This is a genomic window from Mesorhizobium sp. M1A.F.Ca.IN.022.07.1.1 (assembly GCF_003997575.1).
Lineage (GTDB): Bacteria > Pseudomonadota > Alphaproteobacteria > Rhizobiales > Rhizobiaceae > Mesorhizobium.
The window spans coordinates 1-14,716 of record NZ_RZST01000132.1 but is presented as its reverse complement, the minus strand read 5'-3'; the positions used below and the strand labels follow the sequence as shown (position 1 = coordinate 14,716).

Annotated in this window: 16 protein-coding genes; 10 read left to right on the top strand and 6 right to left on the bottom strand. The window is 64.0% G+C overall.

What is annotated here, in order from left to right:
* The 4 genes from EOA75_RS16515 to EOA75_RS16500 all read left to right on the top strand — a co-directional run.
* The coding region (locus tag EOA75_RS16515; protein ID WP_206517006.1) for a YadA-like family protein at positions 1-764 on the top strand (764 nt) is incomplete at its 5' end.
* Between the two features lie 8 nt (positions 765-772).
* Positions 773-1,348 carry an invasion associated locus B family protein gene (locus tag EOA75_RS16510; RefSeq protein WP_095823737.1) on the top strand — a complete coding sequence of 192 codons (576 nt, stop codon included), beginning with the start codon at positions 773-775 and terminating at the stop codon, positions 1,346-1,348.
* A gap of 12 nt (positions 1,349-1,360) precedes the next feature.
* Positions 1,361-2,086 carry a hypothetical protein gene (locus EOA75_RS16505; protein ID WP_095823736.1) on the top strand — a complete coding sequence of 242 codons (726 nt, stop codon included), beginning with the start codon at positions 1,361-1,363 and terminating at the stop codon, positions 2,084-2,086.
* A gap of 50 nt (positions 2,087-2,136) precedes the next feature.
* A complete protein-coding gene (locus EOA75_RS16500; RefSeq protein ID WP_127324669.1) occupies positions 2,137-2,610 on the top strand; it encodes a DUF4189 domain-containing protein in 474 nt (157 codons plus the stop codon).
* Between the two features lie 63 nt (positions 2,611-2,673).
* Here the strand turns inward: EOA75_RS16500 and EOA75_RS16495 are convergent, their stop codons facing one another.
* The gene (locus tag EOA75_RS16495; protein WP_127324668.1) at positions 2,674-3,324 is read right to left on the bottom strand and encodes a LysE family translocator; all 651 of its coding nucleotides are present in this window, start codon (positions 3,322-3,324) and stop codon (positions 2,674-2,676) included.
* A gap of 34 nt (positions 3,325-3,358) precedes the next feature.
* On the bottom strand, positions 3,359-3,982 hold the full coding sequence (locus tag EOA75_RS16490; protein WP_127324667.1) for an FMN-binding negative transcriptional regulator: 624 nt from the start codon (positions 3,980-3,982) through the stop codon (positions 3,359-3,361).
* Between the two features lie 77 nt (positions 3,983-4,059).
* Between EOA75_RS16490 and EOA75_RS16485 the strand changes: the two genes are divergently transcribed.
* Complete coding sequence (locus tag EOA75_RS16485) at positions 4,060-5,487, top strand: PLP-dependent aminotransferase family protein (RefSeq protein ID WP_127324666.1); 1,428 nt, start codon at positions 4,060-4,062, stop codon at positions 5,485-5,487.
* A gap of 11 nt (positions 5,488-5,498) precedes the next feature.
* Here the strand turns inward: EOA75_RS16485 and EOA75_RS16480 are convergent, their stop codons facing one another.
* A complete protein-coding gene (locus tag EOA75_RS16480) occupies positions 5,499-6,317 on the bottom strand; it encodes a L,D-transpeptidase (RefSeq protein WP_127215443.1) in 819 nt (272 codons plus the stop codon).
* A gap of 172 nt (positions 6,318-6,489) precedes the next feature.
* Complete coding sequence (locus EOA75_RS16475; RefSeq protein WP_067320889.1) at positions 6,490-7,152, bottom strand: haloacid dehalogenase type II; 663 nt, start codon at positions 7,150-7,152, stop codon at positions 6,490-6,492.
* Between the two features lie 251 nt (positions 7,153-7,403).
* Here EOA75_RS16475 and EOA75_RS16470 point away from each other — a divergent pair, with 251 nt between their 5' ends.
* From EOA75_RS16470 to EOA75_RS16450, 5 genes are all read left to right on the top strand, one after another.
* Positions 7,404-8,282, top strand: coding sequence for a branched-chain amino acid aminotransferase (locus EOA75_RS16470; protein WP_095800175.1), 879 nt, complete (start codon positions 7,404-7,406; stop codon positions 8,280-8,282).
* A 106-nt stretch (positions 8,283-8,388) separates the two neighbouring features.
* Positions 8,389-8,991, top strand: coding sequence for a superoxide dismutase (locus tag EOA75_RS16465; protein ID WP_127324665.1), 603 nt, complete (start codon positions 8,389-8,391; stop codon positions 8,989-8,991).
* Positions 8,992-9,151: 160 nt separating this feature from the next.
* A complete protein-coding gene (locus EOA75_RS16460) occupies positions 9,152-9,589 on the top strand; it encodes a cytochrome c (RefSeq protein ID WP_067320896.1) in 438 nt (145 codons plus the stop codon).
* A 9-nt stretch (positions 9,590-9,598) separates the two neighbouring features.
* Positions 9,599-10,543 carry a cytochrome c gene (locus EOA75_RS16455; protein WP_127324664.1) on the top strand — a complete coding sequence of 315 codons (945 nt, stop codon included), beginning with the start codon at positions 9,599-9,601 and terminating at the stop codon, positions 10,541-10,543.
* Between the two features lie 130 nt (positions 10,544-10,673).
* Positions 10,674-13,271 (top strand): AMP-binding protein, encoded by a 2,598-nt coding sequence (locus EOA75_RS16450; protein WP_127324663.1) that lies wholly within the window; start codon positions 10,674-10,676, stop codon positions 13,269-13,271.
* Positions 13,272-13,296: 25 nt separating this feature from the next.
* On the opposite strand, the gene EOA75_RS16445 is transcribed toward EOA75_RS16450, so the two are convergent.
* Together EOA75_RS16445 and EOA75_RS16440 are read right to left on the bottom strand one after the other, a co-directional pair.
* Positions 13,297-13,686 (bottom strand): SET domain-containing protein-lysine N-methyltransferase, encoded by a 390-nt coding sequence (locus EOA75_RS16445; protein ID WP_066998147.1) that lies wholly within the window; start codon positions 13,684-13,686, stop codon positions 13,297-13,299.
* 100 nt (positions 13,687-13,786) lie between these two features.
* Positions 13,787-14,716: prolyl oligopeptidase family serine peptidase (locus tag EOA75_RS16440; RefSeq protein ID WP_164747408.1), on the bottom strand; the 930-nt coding region annotated here is incomplete at its 5' end.

The window sequence follows — 14,716 nt, the reverse complement described above, 5'->3', positions numbered from 1 at the left end:
GTGCGGGCTCGACGACGGCGGCGGCGGTCGCCACGACGGGCACGACCATCAACGGCGTCGCCTACACCTTCGCCGGAACCGCTCCGACGAGCACGGTCAGCGTCGGCAGCGTCGGCAACGAGCGCACCGTCACCAACGTGGCGGCGGGCCGGATCAGTGCCACCTCTACGGATGCCATCAACGGCAGTCAGCTCTACGCGACCAATCAGGCCGTCGAAGCAGTGCAGGGGAGCGTCGGCAATCTGAACGAGTTCGCAATCCAGTACGACAAGAACCCGGATGGCACCAAGTCGAACTCGCTGACGCTCGTCGGCGGCGACGCGAATGCGCCTGTCGTCATCCACAATGTCGGCGCTGGCACCGCCGACACCGATGCAGTCAACGTGCAGCAACTCAATCTTGGGCTGGCGACCACGCTCGACAACTCCAAGACCTACACCAATCAGGTGGCGGCCACCACGCTGCAGCAGGCCAATGCCTACACCGACTCCAAGCTCAGTCAGCTCAATATGGACATGGGTGAGGCTCGGGGCGAGGCGCGCCAGGCCGCCGCGATCGGCCTTGCGGCCGCCTCGCTGCGCTATGACGATCGTCCCGGCAAGGTCAGCGTGGCGGCCGGCGGCGGCTATTGGCGCGGCGAGGGAGCGGTCGCGTTCGGCGCCGGCTACACCAGCGAGGATGGGCGCGCGAGAGCGAACCTCTCGGGCACGACGGCCGGCGGGCACTGGGGTGTCGGCGCGGGCGTCAGCTTCACGTTGAACTGAGCCTCTCCATGCCCCGGCACGCGGTCGCTGCTGTCGCATTCTCCATGGCTTGCCTGCTCCTGTCCGGCCTGCGCGCGGTCGGACAGGAGGCGGTGCCGTCCGCCTATCGGATAAAGCCTTCGGATGTCGCGGTGCCTCCGGACGTCAAGCTCGGCCAGTATCAGCGAACCACCCGCCCGTTCGAGAACTGGATCCTGATCTGCGATGAGAACCTGCAGGCTAGGAAGCGGGTTTGCAACATCAGTCAGTCCTTCATCGACCAGAGCCAGGCACCGGTCTTCAGCTGGTCGCTGGCAGCCGACGAGAAGGGCAAGCCTTTCATGATATTGCGGGCCCCCAGCCAGGCCGACGCCGGAAGCAAGCTTTCGCTCAAATTTGCCGGCCGCAAGCAGCCGGTGGATGTTCAGCTGCATGCCTGCGACGCCTCGGTTTGTGTCGGCTATTTGCCGGTCGGCCCCGTGCTTCGCGAACAGATCGGCAAAGAAACCACCGTCCAGGTTTCCTATTCCCTGCCGTCAGGAGCGACCGTCAGACTTGATGCCCCGCTCCAGGGGCTCAAGGCCGCGCTGTCGGCCATCAACTAGAAAGAGCTTGAGATGACACGCCAATCCATAGAGGACAGAATTCTGACGCGCTCCGAGTCCGTTGCGCTGCCGGAGCCGCCGGCCGGCTCGCCGCCGACGCGTTCGTCGGCCTGGCGGCTGTTGCGGAACACGGCGCTGCTCGGTGCATTCGCCGTCGTGGTCGCGGCGGCGGTCATCGTGTCGTTCCGTGTCTTCCCCTCGCTTGGGACATTCGTGGCCGGCACCGCTTCCGCGCAAGCACAGGCGCCCGAGCAGGCAGAGTCGACGCAAGCCACGCCCGCGCCGGCAGACAGCTCGGCGAACAAGAATCCGTTTCAGGCGCATGTCGCTCAGGCGGGCGTACGCACCTGCGCCAATCTCTTTGCCACGCTCGGACAGGCCCTGACCGCGGGATCGACCTATGCCGTCCAGACGCAATGGGACAAGACCTCGCCCGATACGCACGCCGTGCAGGCGCTCGCCGGGATGAGCTACAATCTGCCGGACTATAAAACCGAGGCGGCCGGTATCGTCTATGCCTCGCCTCTCGGGCAGACCTGCGAGGGCGGCTTCGTGCGCGTGGCGCCGTTCCAGCGCTCTTGTCAGGAGGTCGCCGGCACGCTGCCGAAGGGCAGCCTTTTGGCGGACAACCTTTCGAACACGATGCTTTTCAACCTGGCCAACAATGGCGGCCAGGCGCTGCTGGTCCCAGTCGGGAACACCTGCATCGTCGTCTCGGTCGCACGCATGGGCGGATAGCCGCCGGGCACAACCACCGATCTTGAACAGCTGCATTGGGAGCTACGAACATGCTGATCGACCGTCGCCTCTCATTCCCGCTGCTGGCGGCGCTGGCCGGGCTTACGATCGCCAGCCATGCGGCCGACCTGGTGTCTCCGCCGCCGGCTGAGACGGGCGAGGAAAAGGGCATCTGGGGCGCGATCGCCTATTCGCCCGGCGACGGCCGTCACGGCTTCTTCTGGGGCGCCGACAAGCGTCAGGAAGCGGAAGACATCGCGCTCAAGCACTGTGAGAATGCAGACGGCAAGGGCTGCCGGGTGGTCGAAGTGTTCCGCAACCATCGCCATTGGAACGACGATGACGGCACCGGCTTCCCCTATGAACACTGCGCCGCTCTGTCGGTCGGCAAGCGCCGCGGCGCGGCAACTCCGTTCTGGGGCGCCGCCTCGTCCACGACACGCCGTGAAGCCGAGGACAAGGCCACGGCCCAATGTGGCGGCGAGGCGAGGGAGTGCAAGATCCGCGAATGGGTCTGCACCTGACGGACGGACGAGGCGGTCGCGGCGAGATTCGGATGAGCCCAGTCGCCGGCCTGGCCTAGGCGATCAGAGGGCAGGGCGCTTGGCTACGGCGAGGCCGATGCCCAGCGCGATCATCGCGCCGCCGGACGCCTCCCGCATCCCGCGTATGATGCCGGAACGGCCTGCCGCGCCTTCCCTGATGCGGCCGGCCGCGAAGGCGACCACGATATCGGCCAGCGTGTTGAGCGTCACCGACACGAAGCCGAGCACCATGAACTGCAAGGCGACGTGGCCGGCGCCGAGATCCACGAATTGCGGAATGAAGGCCAGGAAGAAGGCGGCCGTCTTCGGGTTCAACGCCTCGACCAGCACCCCTTCGCGAAACGCGCGGCCAACGCCGACCGCAGGCGTCGGCGCGCCACCTTCCAGCATTGTCTTTGCCTCGCGGCGGGCGGACTGGAAGGTGCGCAAGCCGAGCCAGACGAGGTAGACGGCGCCGATCAACTTCAGCGCCGTAAAGAGTTCGGCGCTCGCGAGCACGAGGGCTGAAACGCCCAGGCTTCCGGCAAGCACATGAACCATGCCGCCCAGGCCCGTCCCGAAACTGGAGGCGACGCCTTCAGCGCGGCCTCCCGCCAGGGTGCGCGCGGCGACATAGAAGATGCCCGGTCCGGGCGTGATGGCAAGCAGCAGCGCCGCGGCGAAGTACAAGGCGAATAGTGTCAGGTCCGGCATGATCGGCTCGCTGGCAATTGGACTGGGTCGGATGTCAAGACGGGATCAGTTGGGCGACGTCGCGATCCGAAGGCCGGTCGCTCGCTGCTAGACCAGTGGCGACACCGGCGCGATCGGCCGCGTTGCGGTTCTGGCTCATCTTGCGCTTGCCTTGGAGCCGCGTGATCGGCATGCGGAAGCCGACAATGCCTTTGAGTTGTGCCTGGATGAAATCCGGCGGCGCATCCGATACGGACCAAGGCGAGGGGCGTCCGCCTTCGTGGAGATTGGTCAGGCGCGTGACGATCTCGAGCAGCCTGTCGGCGTCCTCGAAGAAGTCGATCGGCCCATAGGCATGAACGGCCAGGTAGTTCCAAGTCGGCACTACCTTTCCGGTCTCCTGCTTGGTCTGGTACCAGGCCGGCGTCACGTAGGCGTCGGGGCCCATGAAGATCGCCAGGCCATCGCCCAGCACCGGTGCGCGCCACTGCGGATTTGCCTTCGCGACATGGCCGTAGATCGTTCCATGCTCGCCCTCGCTCTCGTTGAGCAAGAGCGGCAATGGCGTCGCCTGCGGTCCTTCCGCCGTGGCGGTGACCAGCGTCGCCAGCCGTGCTGCGCGGATCGTCGCCATGAGGCTCTCCCTGTTGTCATCGCGGAAGGCGGGCGGAATGTACATGGCGGAAACTCCTTGCATTGCATTTAAAGATGCAGGAAAGCTGGCTTGCTTGGAACATCCAGTTTTGCAGGTTTTCGATGGTCCAGTTGGAGCAGGAAGGCGTGGCGCGCCGGATCATCGCGGCGATCAAGGCGCAAATCCACAGCGGCGTTTACCGGCCCGGCGATCGGCTGCCGTCGTCGCGGGCCTTTGCCGCCGAATGGGGCGCGTCGCGAACCACGGTGACGGCGGCCTACAACCAGCTCGACGCCGAAGGCTATCTGATCATTCGGCAGGGCGCGCGTGCCACTGTGGCTCCGGGACTGGAGCGGTGGTCAGGGGCGACCCCAGTCGCGGCTGCCTCGCCACGCAACCTCTCGACGTTCGCGCGCAGGCTGCTGGCTTTGCCTCCGCCGGTGGAACAGCAGCCGGCCAAGGTTGCGGATTTCCGCTATGGCGACCTGTCCGGAGCGGACTTCCCGGTCCTGGCTTGGCGACGGGCCTCGAACAAAGCCATTCTGCGGCGCGGCGCACGGTTGCGCTATGGCGACCCACAGGGCTCGCTTGCTCTTCGCAGCACCCTTCAAACCTATCTCTGGCGCGCACGCGGCATCAGCTGCGCGCCGGACCAGATCGCCATCGTCAACGGCTCCCAGCAAGGGCTCGACCTCTGCGCGCGGCTGCTGCTCGACTCCGGCGACCCGTTCGTGATCGAGAATCCGGGCTATCTGCTGGCCCGCCATGCCTTCACGGCCGCGGGCGGCGTCGCCGTGCCAGTTGCGGTCGACGCTGACGGGCTAAGGACGGATGCGCTGCCGCCGGCCCGTCTGGCTTACGTCACGCCATCGCACCAGTTTCCGCTCGGCGGCGTGCTTTCGGCGACGCGGCGGCATTCCCTCCTGGCCTGGGCCACGGCATCAGGCGCCTATGTCGTCGAAGACGATTACGACGGCGAATACCGCCACGACATAGCCCCCATCCCGCCTCTGCAGACGCTCGATCCAGGCTCGGTCATCTATGTCGGCACGCTGTCCAAAACGCTCTCGCCCACCTTGCGGCTCGGTTATCTCGTCGTCCCCGCCGGCCTGCGTCGAGCCTTCAGCGAGGCAAAGCGCCTGACCGACCGGCATGCTCCGATGCTGGAGCAGGACGTATTGGCCGACCTGCTGACGAGCGGCGCTTACGAGCGCCACGTCCGCAGCATCCGCAGGAAAAATGCCGAACGCAGAGAGGTCCTGCTGCGGGCGCTGGCCGATCATATCGGGCCAAAGGTGACTGTTGCTGGGGCCGACACGGGCCTGCACGTCGTGGCCTGGTTGAACGGCATCGATTCTGGATGCGAGCCGGCGATCATAGCCGACGCACGTGCTGCGGGGATCGGCCTCTATCCGGTATCGCCGCTCTATGATCTGGCCGAGCGGCGGCCCGAAACGACGGGCTTCATCATGGGATATGCTGGTCTCGACGCGGAGGCGTTGCGCCGCGGCGTTGCGGTGCTGGCGGACATCCTCGCCAAGCACCGCTGACGAACGCCGGATCAAAAGATCTCGTCACTCTCCTGCGGCACCGGCCCCAGCAGGACAGAGTCGTCCGGCACGCCGTTGTCGATCGGAATGGCCCGGCGCTCGGGCATATCGGCCATCGGCTGGCCAACATCTGCTGTGACAACGACCGGCGTCTTGTTGGGCACGCGGTCATAGAGGTCGATGATGTCCTGGTTGATCAGGCGCACGCAGCCCGACGAGACCGACTTGCCGATCGACCACCATTCCGGCGACCCGTGCAGACGATAGAGCGTGTCCTGGTTGCCTTTGAAGAGGTAGAGCGCACGCGCCCCGAGCGGGTTCTTGAGCCCGCCGGGCATACCGCCGTTCTTGGCGCTGTATTCCGTCAGTTCCGGCTGGCGCGCGACCATCTCGTCCGGCGGCGTCCATTTCGGCCACTTCTGCTTCCATTGCACCACCGCATCGCCCGACCATTCGAAGCCGGCGCGGCCGAGACCGACGCCGTAGCGGATCGCCTGGCCACCCTCACGCACCAGATAGAGGAAGTGGTTGGTGGTATCGACGACGATGGTGCCCGGGCGCTGTCCGGTCGGATCGGGAACGATCTGGCGCAAATATCTGTGATCGATCTTGTTTACCGGGATGGCCGGCAGGTCGAAGCCGTTGTCGGACATCGGCCCATACATGGTGGCGTAGTCGCCGAGCGGCGGCTCGACGGAGGCCGGCGGTGGCGGCTGCACGGCTGCCGGGCGAGGACCGGTGGTGGAGCAGGCGGAAATCGCCGAAGCAGCGCCAAGGGCCGTGAGATTGAGGAAGCCACGGCGGCTGATGCGGAAAGAAGCGTCTGACATGGTTGCCTTTTCTAGGTCTTGAATTCGCAAGAATGCATGAATCCGCTGGCCGGCGCCGACAGCTGCAATAACAGTCGGCGGTGATAGGCGGTTCCAATTCTGGCCTCAGGGTGGACAAACAAAGGCGAAGCTGTGACCGCGACACATCTGTTGCGCTGCAGCAACAGCACCCTCAAACGCCTGCCAGAAGGCCTTCGAGCGAGGGCAGGATCAGCCCCGGCGGAAAATCCCGGTATTCGTCGGGCTGATTGGCGCGATTGATCCAGACGGTGCGGAAGCCGAACCTGGCGGCGCCCGCGACGTCCCAGCGGTTGGAGGACTGGAACGACACCGCCCCCGGATAGAGCCGCCAGCCAGTGACCACCATGTCGTAGACCGAAGGATCGGTCTTGAAGCGCTTGATCTCGTCGACCGAGAAGACGTCGTCCAGGATCTGGTCGAGGGCGGCCGATTTCACCGCCGCCCGCAGCATTTCCGGCGAGCCGTTGGACAGGATCGCGAGCTTCGCTCCCGCTGCTTTCAGCGCCTTCAATACCGCCGGCACTTCCGGATAGCAGTCGAGCCGCCAATACGCTTCCAGCAGCCTTGCCCTGAGCGCCGGATCGGCCGACGGCACCTTGCGCAGCGCGAAGTCCAGCGCCTGCTCGGTCAGTTGCCAGAAATCGGCATAGGCGCCCATCAGCGTCCGCACCCAGGAATATTCGAGCTGCTTGGCGCGCCAGATTTCGGAGAGAAGCTGGCCGTCCGGCCCGATCTCGCCCGCATGGCGGCGCACCGCGGCGTGCACGTCGAACAACGTGCCATAGGCGTCGAAGACATAGGCTGCATGGTGCATAGGAAGAGTTTTGCGGCGCCCGGCCCTGCCGCGCAAGCGCTGATTGCGGTTAATGCATGTCGCCCAAAAGTGGGCAGCGGTTTTCGGAAAGGATCGCATAACACAAAAACCCAACACACATGGCCCATCCCTTTCCGTGCGCCGTGCTTTAAGTGCCTCTGGCCTCAAGGATTTTTTCGGATGTCGGTTGACGCCGGCCGTCAAAGCGTCGTCCTATGGAGGCCGGAACTCATCCATACGGACGGCAAACGATGACACTGGCGGCGGCGGCGCAGTCCGCGACATGGACCTATGTGGACGGCGACTGGTACGAGGGCAATGTTGCCATTCTGGGACCGCGCAGCCACGCCATGTGGCTGGGCACCAGCGTCTTCGACGGCGCCCGCTGGTTCGAAGGCGTGGCGCCCGATCTCGATCGTCACGCCGCGCGCGTCAACGCCTCGGCGATCGCGCTCGGCCTGAAGCCTTCCATGACGACGGAGCAGATCGTCGGGCTGACATGGGACGGCCTGAAGAAATTCGACGGCAAGACCGCCGTCTATATCAGGCCGATGTACTGGGCCGAGCATGGCGGCTATATGGGCGTGCCGGCCGACCCGTCCTCGACCCGCTTCTGTCTCTGCCTCTACGAAGCGCCGATGATTCCGCCTTCGGGCTTTTCGATCGGCGTCTCGCCGTTCCGGCGGCCGACGATCGAGACCATGCCGACCAACGCCAAGGCAGGCTGCCTCTATCCCAACAACGGCCGCGCCATCCTCGAGGCCAAGATGCGCGGCTTCGACAACGCGCTGGTGCTCGATATGCTGGGCAATGTCGCCGAGACTGGCACCTCCAACATCTTCCTGGTCAAGGACGGCCATGTGATGACGCCCGCCGCGAACGGCACCTTCCTCTCCGGCATCACCCGCTCGCGCACGATCAACCTGCTCGGCGACTATGGTTTCAGGACCACCGAGAAGACGCTGTCGATCCGCGATTTCCTCGAGGCGGACGAGATCTTCTCGACCGGCAACCATTCGAAGGTGGTGCCGATCACGCGCATCGAGGACCGTAGCATTCAGCCTGGACCGGTCGCCAAGAAGGCGCGCGAGCTCTATTGGGATTGGGCGCATTCGACTTCCGCCGCCTGAGCGGATAAAAACGCGTTCGGCGCTTCGTTCCGGAGTTGTCCCAACCCATTCCAGACCTATCTTAGTCCGGTAGTTTCACCGGACTTTTCCTGAGGGAGTACCATCCATGGCTTTTGAGTTGCCCGCTTTGCCCTACGACTACGAGGCCTTGCAGCCTTACATGTCGAAGGAGACGCTGGAGTATCACCACGACAAGCACCACAAAGCCTATGTCGACAACGGCAACAAGCTGGCCGCCGAGGCCGGAATGGGCGACCTGTCGGTCGAAGAGGTCGTGAAACAGTCCTTCGGCAAGAATGCCGGGCTCTTCAACAATGCCGCCCAGCACTACAACCATATCCATTTCTGGAAATGGATGAAGAAGGGCGGCGGCGGCAACAAGCTGCCGGGCGCGCTGCAGAAGGCCGTCGATGCCGATCTCGGCGGCTACGACAAGTTCAAGGCGGACTTCGTCGCCGCCGGCACCACCCAGTTCGGCTCCGGCTGGGCATGGCTTTCGGTCAAGGACGGCAAGATCGCGATCTCGAAGACCCCCAATGGCGAGAACCCGCTGGTTCATGGCGCTTCGCCGATCCTCGGCGTCGACGTGTGGGAGCACTCCTATTACATCGACTACCGCAACGCGCGGCCGAAATATCTCGAAGCCTTCGTCGACAGCCTGATCAACTGGGATTATGTCCTGGAACTCTACGAGAAGGCGAAAGCTTGATCGACCCTTCCGAAAAGCCCCGGCATGACCGGGGCTTTTCTTTTGCCGGCGCAGGAGGGCAATTCCAGTCAAGAAAATCGTTGCGGCGCGGAGGGAATAATTCCACTGCATCGCCCGTTAACGTCTAGTCGCGAACTCTCTTCACCATGGAGCCAATTGAATGAGAAAGCTTGTCATCGCCATCTCTTTGCTCGCTTTTGCCGGCTCGGCCGCTTATGCCGACCCGATCAAGGATCGCCAGGCCCTGATGAAGGAACGCGGCAAGCTCGCCGGCCAGTTGTCCAAGGTCGTCAAAGGCGAGGAGGCTTTCGACGCCGCCGCTGTGCTGACGGCGCTAAAGGCGCTGGAGGCGAACGCCGAAAAATTCGATGCCGAGAAACTTTTCCCGGCCGGCAGCGACAAGGGCGACACCACGGCGGCGCCGAAGATCTGGGAAGACATGCCAGGCTTCAAGGCGGCCGGGGACAAGTTCCTGGCCGACGTCAAGGCGGCAGTGGCTTCGCCGCCGGCCGATGTCGATGCGCTCAAGGCGCAGCTCAACACCATCGGCGGCGACTGCGGCACCTGTCATGAGACCTACAGGATCAAGAAGGGCTGATCGCCTGATATGGCGTGGCTGAAGAAGCTCGTCGGCGCTGTCATCGTGCTGGGCGGCGCCGGCGCGGTCGCCGGCTGGGCGTTGTCAGCGCCCGTCAGGCTTGATGCCGCGACCGTCGCGCAGCTTGGCCCCGGTGATGCTGCGAAAGGCAAGCGCATCTTCTTTGCCGGCGGCTGCACATCCTGCCACGCCAAACCGGGGTCCAAGGGTGATGCCCGCCTAGAGCTTGCCGGCGGGCTGGAGCTGAAGACGCCGTTCGGTACCTTCGTACCGCCCAACATCTCACAGGATCAAAAGGACGGCATCGGCGCCTGGAGCGAGGAGGACTTCGCCAATGCGATGCTGAAGGGTGTTTCGCCCTCCGGCGAGCATTTTTATCCGGCCTTCCCTTATGCCTCTTATGCTCGCATGAAGCCGGCCGATGTCGCCGACCTCTATGCTTTTATGAAGACGCTGCCGGCGGTCGCCGGCAAGGCGCCCGGCCACAAACTCTCCTTCCCCTTCAACATCCGTCGCGGCATTGGTCTCTGGAAGCGGCTCTATGTCAGCCCTGAACCGGTCATTGCCTTGCCCGAGGGCGCGCCTGACAAGGTGCTGGCCGGCCGCTATCTGGTCGAGGGCCCCGGCCATTGCGGCGAATGCCACACGCCGCGCGACTTTGCCGGCGGCGTCAAGAAGGTCGAATGGCTGGCGGGAGCCGTGGCCGCCGAAGGCTCGGGCGTGGTGCCCAATATCACCCCGCAAGGCGGCACGAAGGCCTGGTCGGAGGCCGACATCGCCAACTATCTCGAAACCGGTTTCACGCCGGATTTCGATTCCGTCGGCGGCGCCATGGTCGACGTGCAGCGCAATATAGCTCAGTTGACGGCCGACGACCGCGCCGCGATCGCGGCCTATCTGAAGGCCGTCCCGCCGCATCCCAACGGCTATCCGGCGAGCAAGCCGGCGAGCTGACCGATTTATATCGGCTGCGCGACACCATCGATGCGATCTGCCTGTGATGTTTCAAGTCCATATAGTTGACTTTAATTGTCATGTATCATACGCGCTTCGGCCAGTTTCCAGGCGGACCGAAGCCTTGCACATGCCCTCTCTCGACCTTGTGTCTGAATTCGCCTGTGGCGAGCAGCGCGCAGCACTTCTCTTCGCCGACGGGCGCAGCCTGTCTTATGCGGAGCTTGACGACCTTGCGCAGCACTTCGCCACGCGGCTGGGGGATAAGGGAAAGCAGCTCGTCGCTATCTCAGCGGAACCCTCCGAGCATGCGGTCGTCGCCTATCTTGGAACCCTGCGGGTGGGTCATGCGGTGGCCATGCTGCCGCCTTGCGACAAAAGGGTCTGGGACGATTTCCTGGCGGCCTTCCAGCCGGATTTCACCTATCGCCGAGCCGATGGCCGCTGGCGTCTCGTGAAGGAAGCCTGGCCCGCGAGGGACATTGAGCCGCTGCATCCCGATCTCGCGCTGCTGCTGATGACGTCCGGCAGCTCGGGCGCCGCCAAGGCGGTCAGGCTCTCCTATGCCAATCTCGAAGCCAATGCGCGCGCGATAACGACCTATCTCGAACTCTCGTCCGCCGACAGGGCCGCTCTCATGCTGCCGCTGCATTATTCCTACGGACTGTCGGTTCTCAATTCGCATCTGATTGCCGGCGGCAGCATCCTCTTCCCCGGTGTTTCCGCAATGGACGGCGATTTCCTCCAGATAATCGCCGACGGTGGCTGCACCAATCTGTCCGGCGTCCCGTATTCCTACGAACTCCTGGAACGGATGCGTTTCCGCGACGCTAAGCTCAAAGGTTTGCGCATGATGACGGTGGCGGGTGGACAGCTCAGCCCCGACGTCATCCGCCTGTACAGGGATCATTTGCGCGCCGTGGGCGGGCGTTTCTTCGTCATGTATGGTCAAACCGAGGCGACGGCGCGTATCGCTTTCGTGCCGCCGGAGAGCCTGTCCGACCGGGAGGAGCGGATCGGCGTCGCGATCCCAGGCGGCAGCCTCGGCCTTGTCGACGACAAGGGGGAGCCGGTCAGCCGCTCGGGCATCCCGGGAGAACTTGTCTATCGCGGCCCGAACGTCATGATGGGTTACGCCGAGCAGCGTTGTGATCTGGCGCGCGGGGCTGAGGTCGAGATCCTGAACACCGGCGATATTGCCGTCCAGGACGAGCAAGGTTTCTTCCGCATCGTCGGGCGCAAGAGCCGCTTTGCCAAGATTGCCGGCCTCAGGATCGGCTTCGATATCATGGAGCGGGCCCTGGAGCGGGCGGGCATTGCGGCCGCGGTGCTCGGCGACGATCGAGGCCTAGAAGCCTATGTGACCGGCGCCGGCTCGGCAGGCCGGGCACAGCGTATCCTGGCCGAAGTCAGCCGCTTGCCCGCCAATCTGGTTCGAGTTTCGACGCGCGGCGACTTTCCCAGGCTAGCCTCGGGCAAGATCGACTATAGCTGCCTGCAACGCGAGATGTTGCTGGGACGGGCGGAAATCCGCTCCGAACGTGGCGGCGTGCCTGGAGCCTATGCCCGCGTGTTCTATCCGCTTCCGGTCGGCCGCGCTGACAGCTTTGTCTCCCTCGGCGGAGATTCCCTTCGCTTTTTGCAATTGGCTCTGGAACTCGAACGGCTCGGCTTGAAACTGTCTGACGGCTGGGAACGGCTAAGCGTTGGAGACCTGACAAATCTTCATACGGCGAAACGGTCTTTCATGCGGGACCAGGCAAACGAGACGCCTGTCGATATCGTGCTGAGGGCCTTCGCCATCCTGCTGGTGGTCGTGCATCACGAGACGCTGTGGCCTATCCCGGGCGGCTCTGGCATCATGATGCTGCTTGTCGGCTACAGCCTTGCGCGTTTTCAGTCGGTCCATTTGCTTGCCGGTCGGATCCGGCACGCGCTGAAACCTGCGATTAGCGTCCTGATCCCTTATTTTCTCATAGTCGCCGCTTACTCCCTCGCCTGGCAGGCGATCCCTTGGGCCTCGATGACCCTTACCGGCAACTTCGGCTATGCCGAACCGGAACGTCACGAGATGATCCCGTATCTCTACTGGTTCATCGAGGCCTATGCGCAGACGCTGTTGGTCTTCGCCCTCGCCTTTGCCGTTCCGGTTCTACGCAAGCTCGCCCAGGCTCGACCCTTTGCCTTCTCGATCGGACTATTGGCGTTTGCCGCCGCTGCGCGCTTTGCAGTCCCATTGTTCGTGGACTTAGGCAGCCGCCAGATCTTCGCGATCTACTGGGTCTTCCACCTTGCGGTCTTCGGCTGGTGCGCCGGTTTGGCCGACACTCCCGCCAGAAAACTCCTCGTGACCGCATTTGCCACTGCCGTATTGGGGTATCTAGCCTTTTGGGAGTCGGTCTGGCTGGGGACGACGGTCAAGTATTTGACGATCTTCGCGGCGCTCTCGGCTCTTCTTTACCTGCCGCGTGTTCGCCTGCCTGCTGGGGTGGGGCGGGCGGTTACGCAGGTCGCCGTCGCGGCTTTCCCGATCTACTTGGTCCATCGCTTCGTCCCGGAGCTTTTGATGGCACCTGTCGCAGGCTGGCTGCCGGCTCCAGGCTTCCAACTGCTTGCGATCGCCGGCGGCGCCGCTTTAGGCGTCATCGCCGGCAAAACCTTGGCCGCCATTCGACACCTGCGCGGCAGATTGGCCATGGAGCGCTTGCCGGAATTGCTCTCGGCGTGAGACGCTTCGACCGCGGTCGCTCCGATTACGCGTGGCGGTCGCCCAAAAAATCGAAGCCGTTTTCGAAGAAGTGGTTGTAGTCGCAGGTCAGTTCCTCGCCGGGCGCGATGTCGCGCAGCGCGTAGGTTTCCTCCGGCGAGGAGACGTCGCAGTTCGGCTCGTCGGCATGGTTCATGTAGCGCGCATCGTCCGCCTCGAAGACGATATAATTCCGGTCGCGCCTGTCCGGATAGGAGTACCGATCGAGGTAGGACTTCACCGGGCCGCTTTCGTTCTCATAAGTGTCGACCGAAATGCGGCGGTCGAATCTTGGATCGAGCTTCCAGATCAACGTGCCCTTTGGAATGCGGTGTTTGGCGAAGACACCGATGCCCTGGATGGGCGATTTGTCGAGATAGACGTCGACGAGCAGCATGACGAACCCTGCGAATGACGGATGGCGCGGCCCGAACCGGCCGCGACCAAAAACGAGGCGCATTGCGTAGCGCGAGGTGCTCGCGATTGCGAGGGAAAAATCAGGCCTTGCCGGTCACTTTCAACGCAAAGGCGTAGATATACGCGATCTCCTCCAGGCGCGAGAACCGGCCCGAGGCGCCGGCATGGCCGGACTCCATGTTGATCTTGAACAGCACCGGATTGTCGCCCGCCTTGCGGTCGCGCAGCCGCGCCACCCATTTGGCCGGCTCCCAATAAGTGACGCGTGGGTCGGTCAGACCTGCCAGCGCCAGGATCGGCGGATAGTCGAGCGCCGCGACATTGTCGTAGGGCGAATAGGCAGCGATCGTCCCGTAGTCCTCGGCCGAGGCGATCGGATTGCCCCATTCGGGCCATTCCGGCGGCGTCAGCGGCAGGCTGGCGTCGAGCATGGTGGTGAGCACGTCGACGAACGGCACCTCGGCGACGATGCCGCCGAAGCTTTTGGGTGCCATGTTGGCGATCGCCCCCATCAGCATGCCGCCGGCCGAGCCGCCCTGCGCGACGATGCGATCGTGCGACGTGTAGCGCTCGGCCACGAGATGGCGCGCTGAGGCGATGAAATCGGTGAAGGTGTTCATCTTGTGCCGACGCTTGCCGTCGTCATACCAGCCGTAGCCCTTGTCCTTGCCGCCGCGCACATGGGCAATGGCGTAGACGAAGCCGCGGTCGACCAGCGACAGGCAATTGGTGTTGAATGCGGCGGGAACCGTGATGCCATAGGAGCCGTAGCCGTAGAGCAGGCAGGGCGCCGAGCCATCAAGCGGCGTGTCGCGATGGTGGATCAGCGAGATCGGCACCAGCTCGCCGTCGGCAGCCGGCGCCATCAGCCGGCGCGTGACATAATGCTCCGGATCGTGGCCCGATGGCACCTCCTGCGTCTTCAAGAGAACGCGCTCGCGGCTGCGCATGTTGTAGTCGAACACCTGTGCCGGTGTCGTCATCGACGAATAGGTGAAGCGCATGACTTC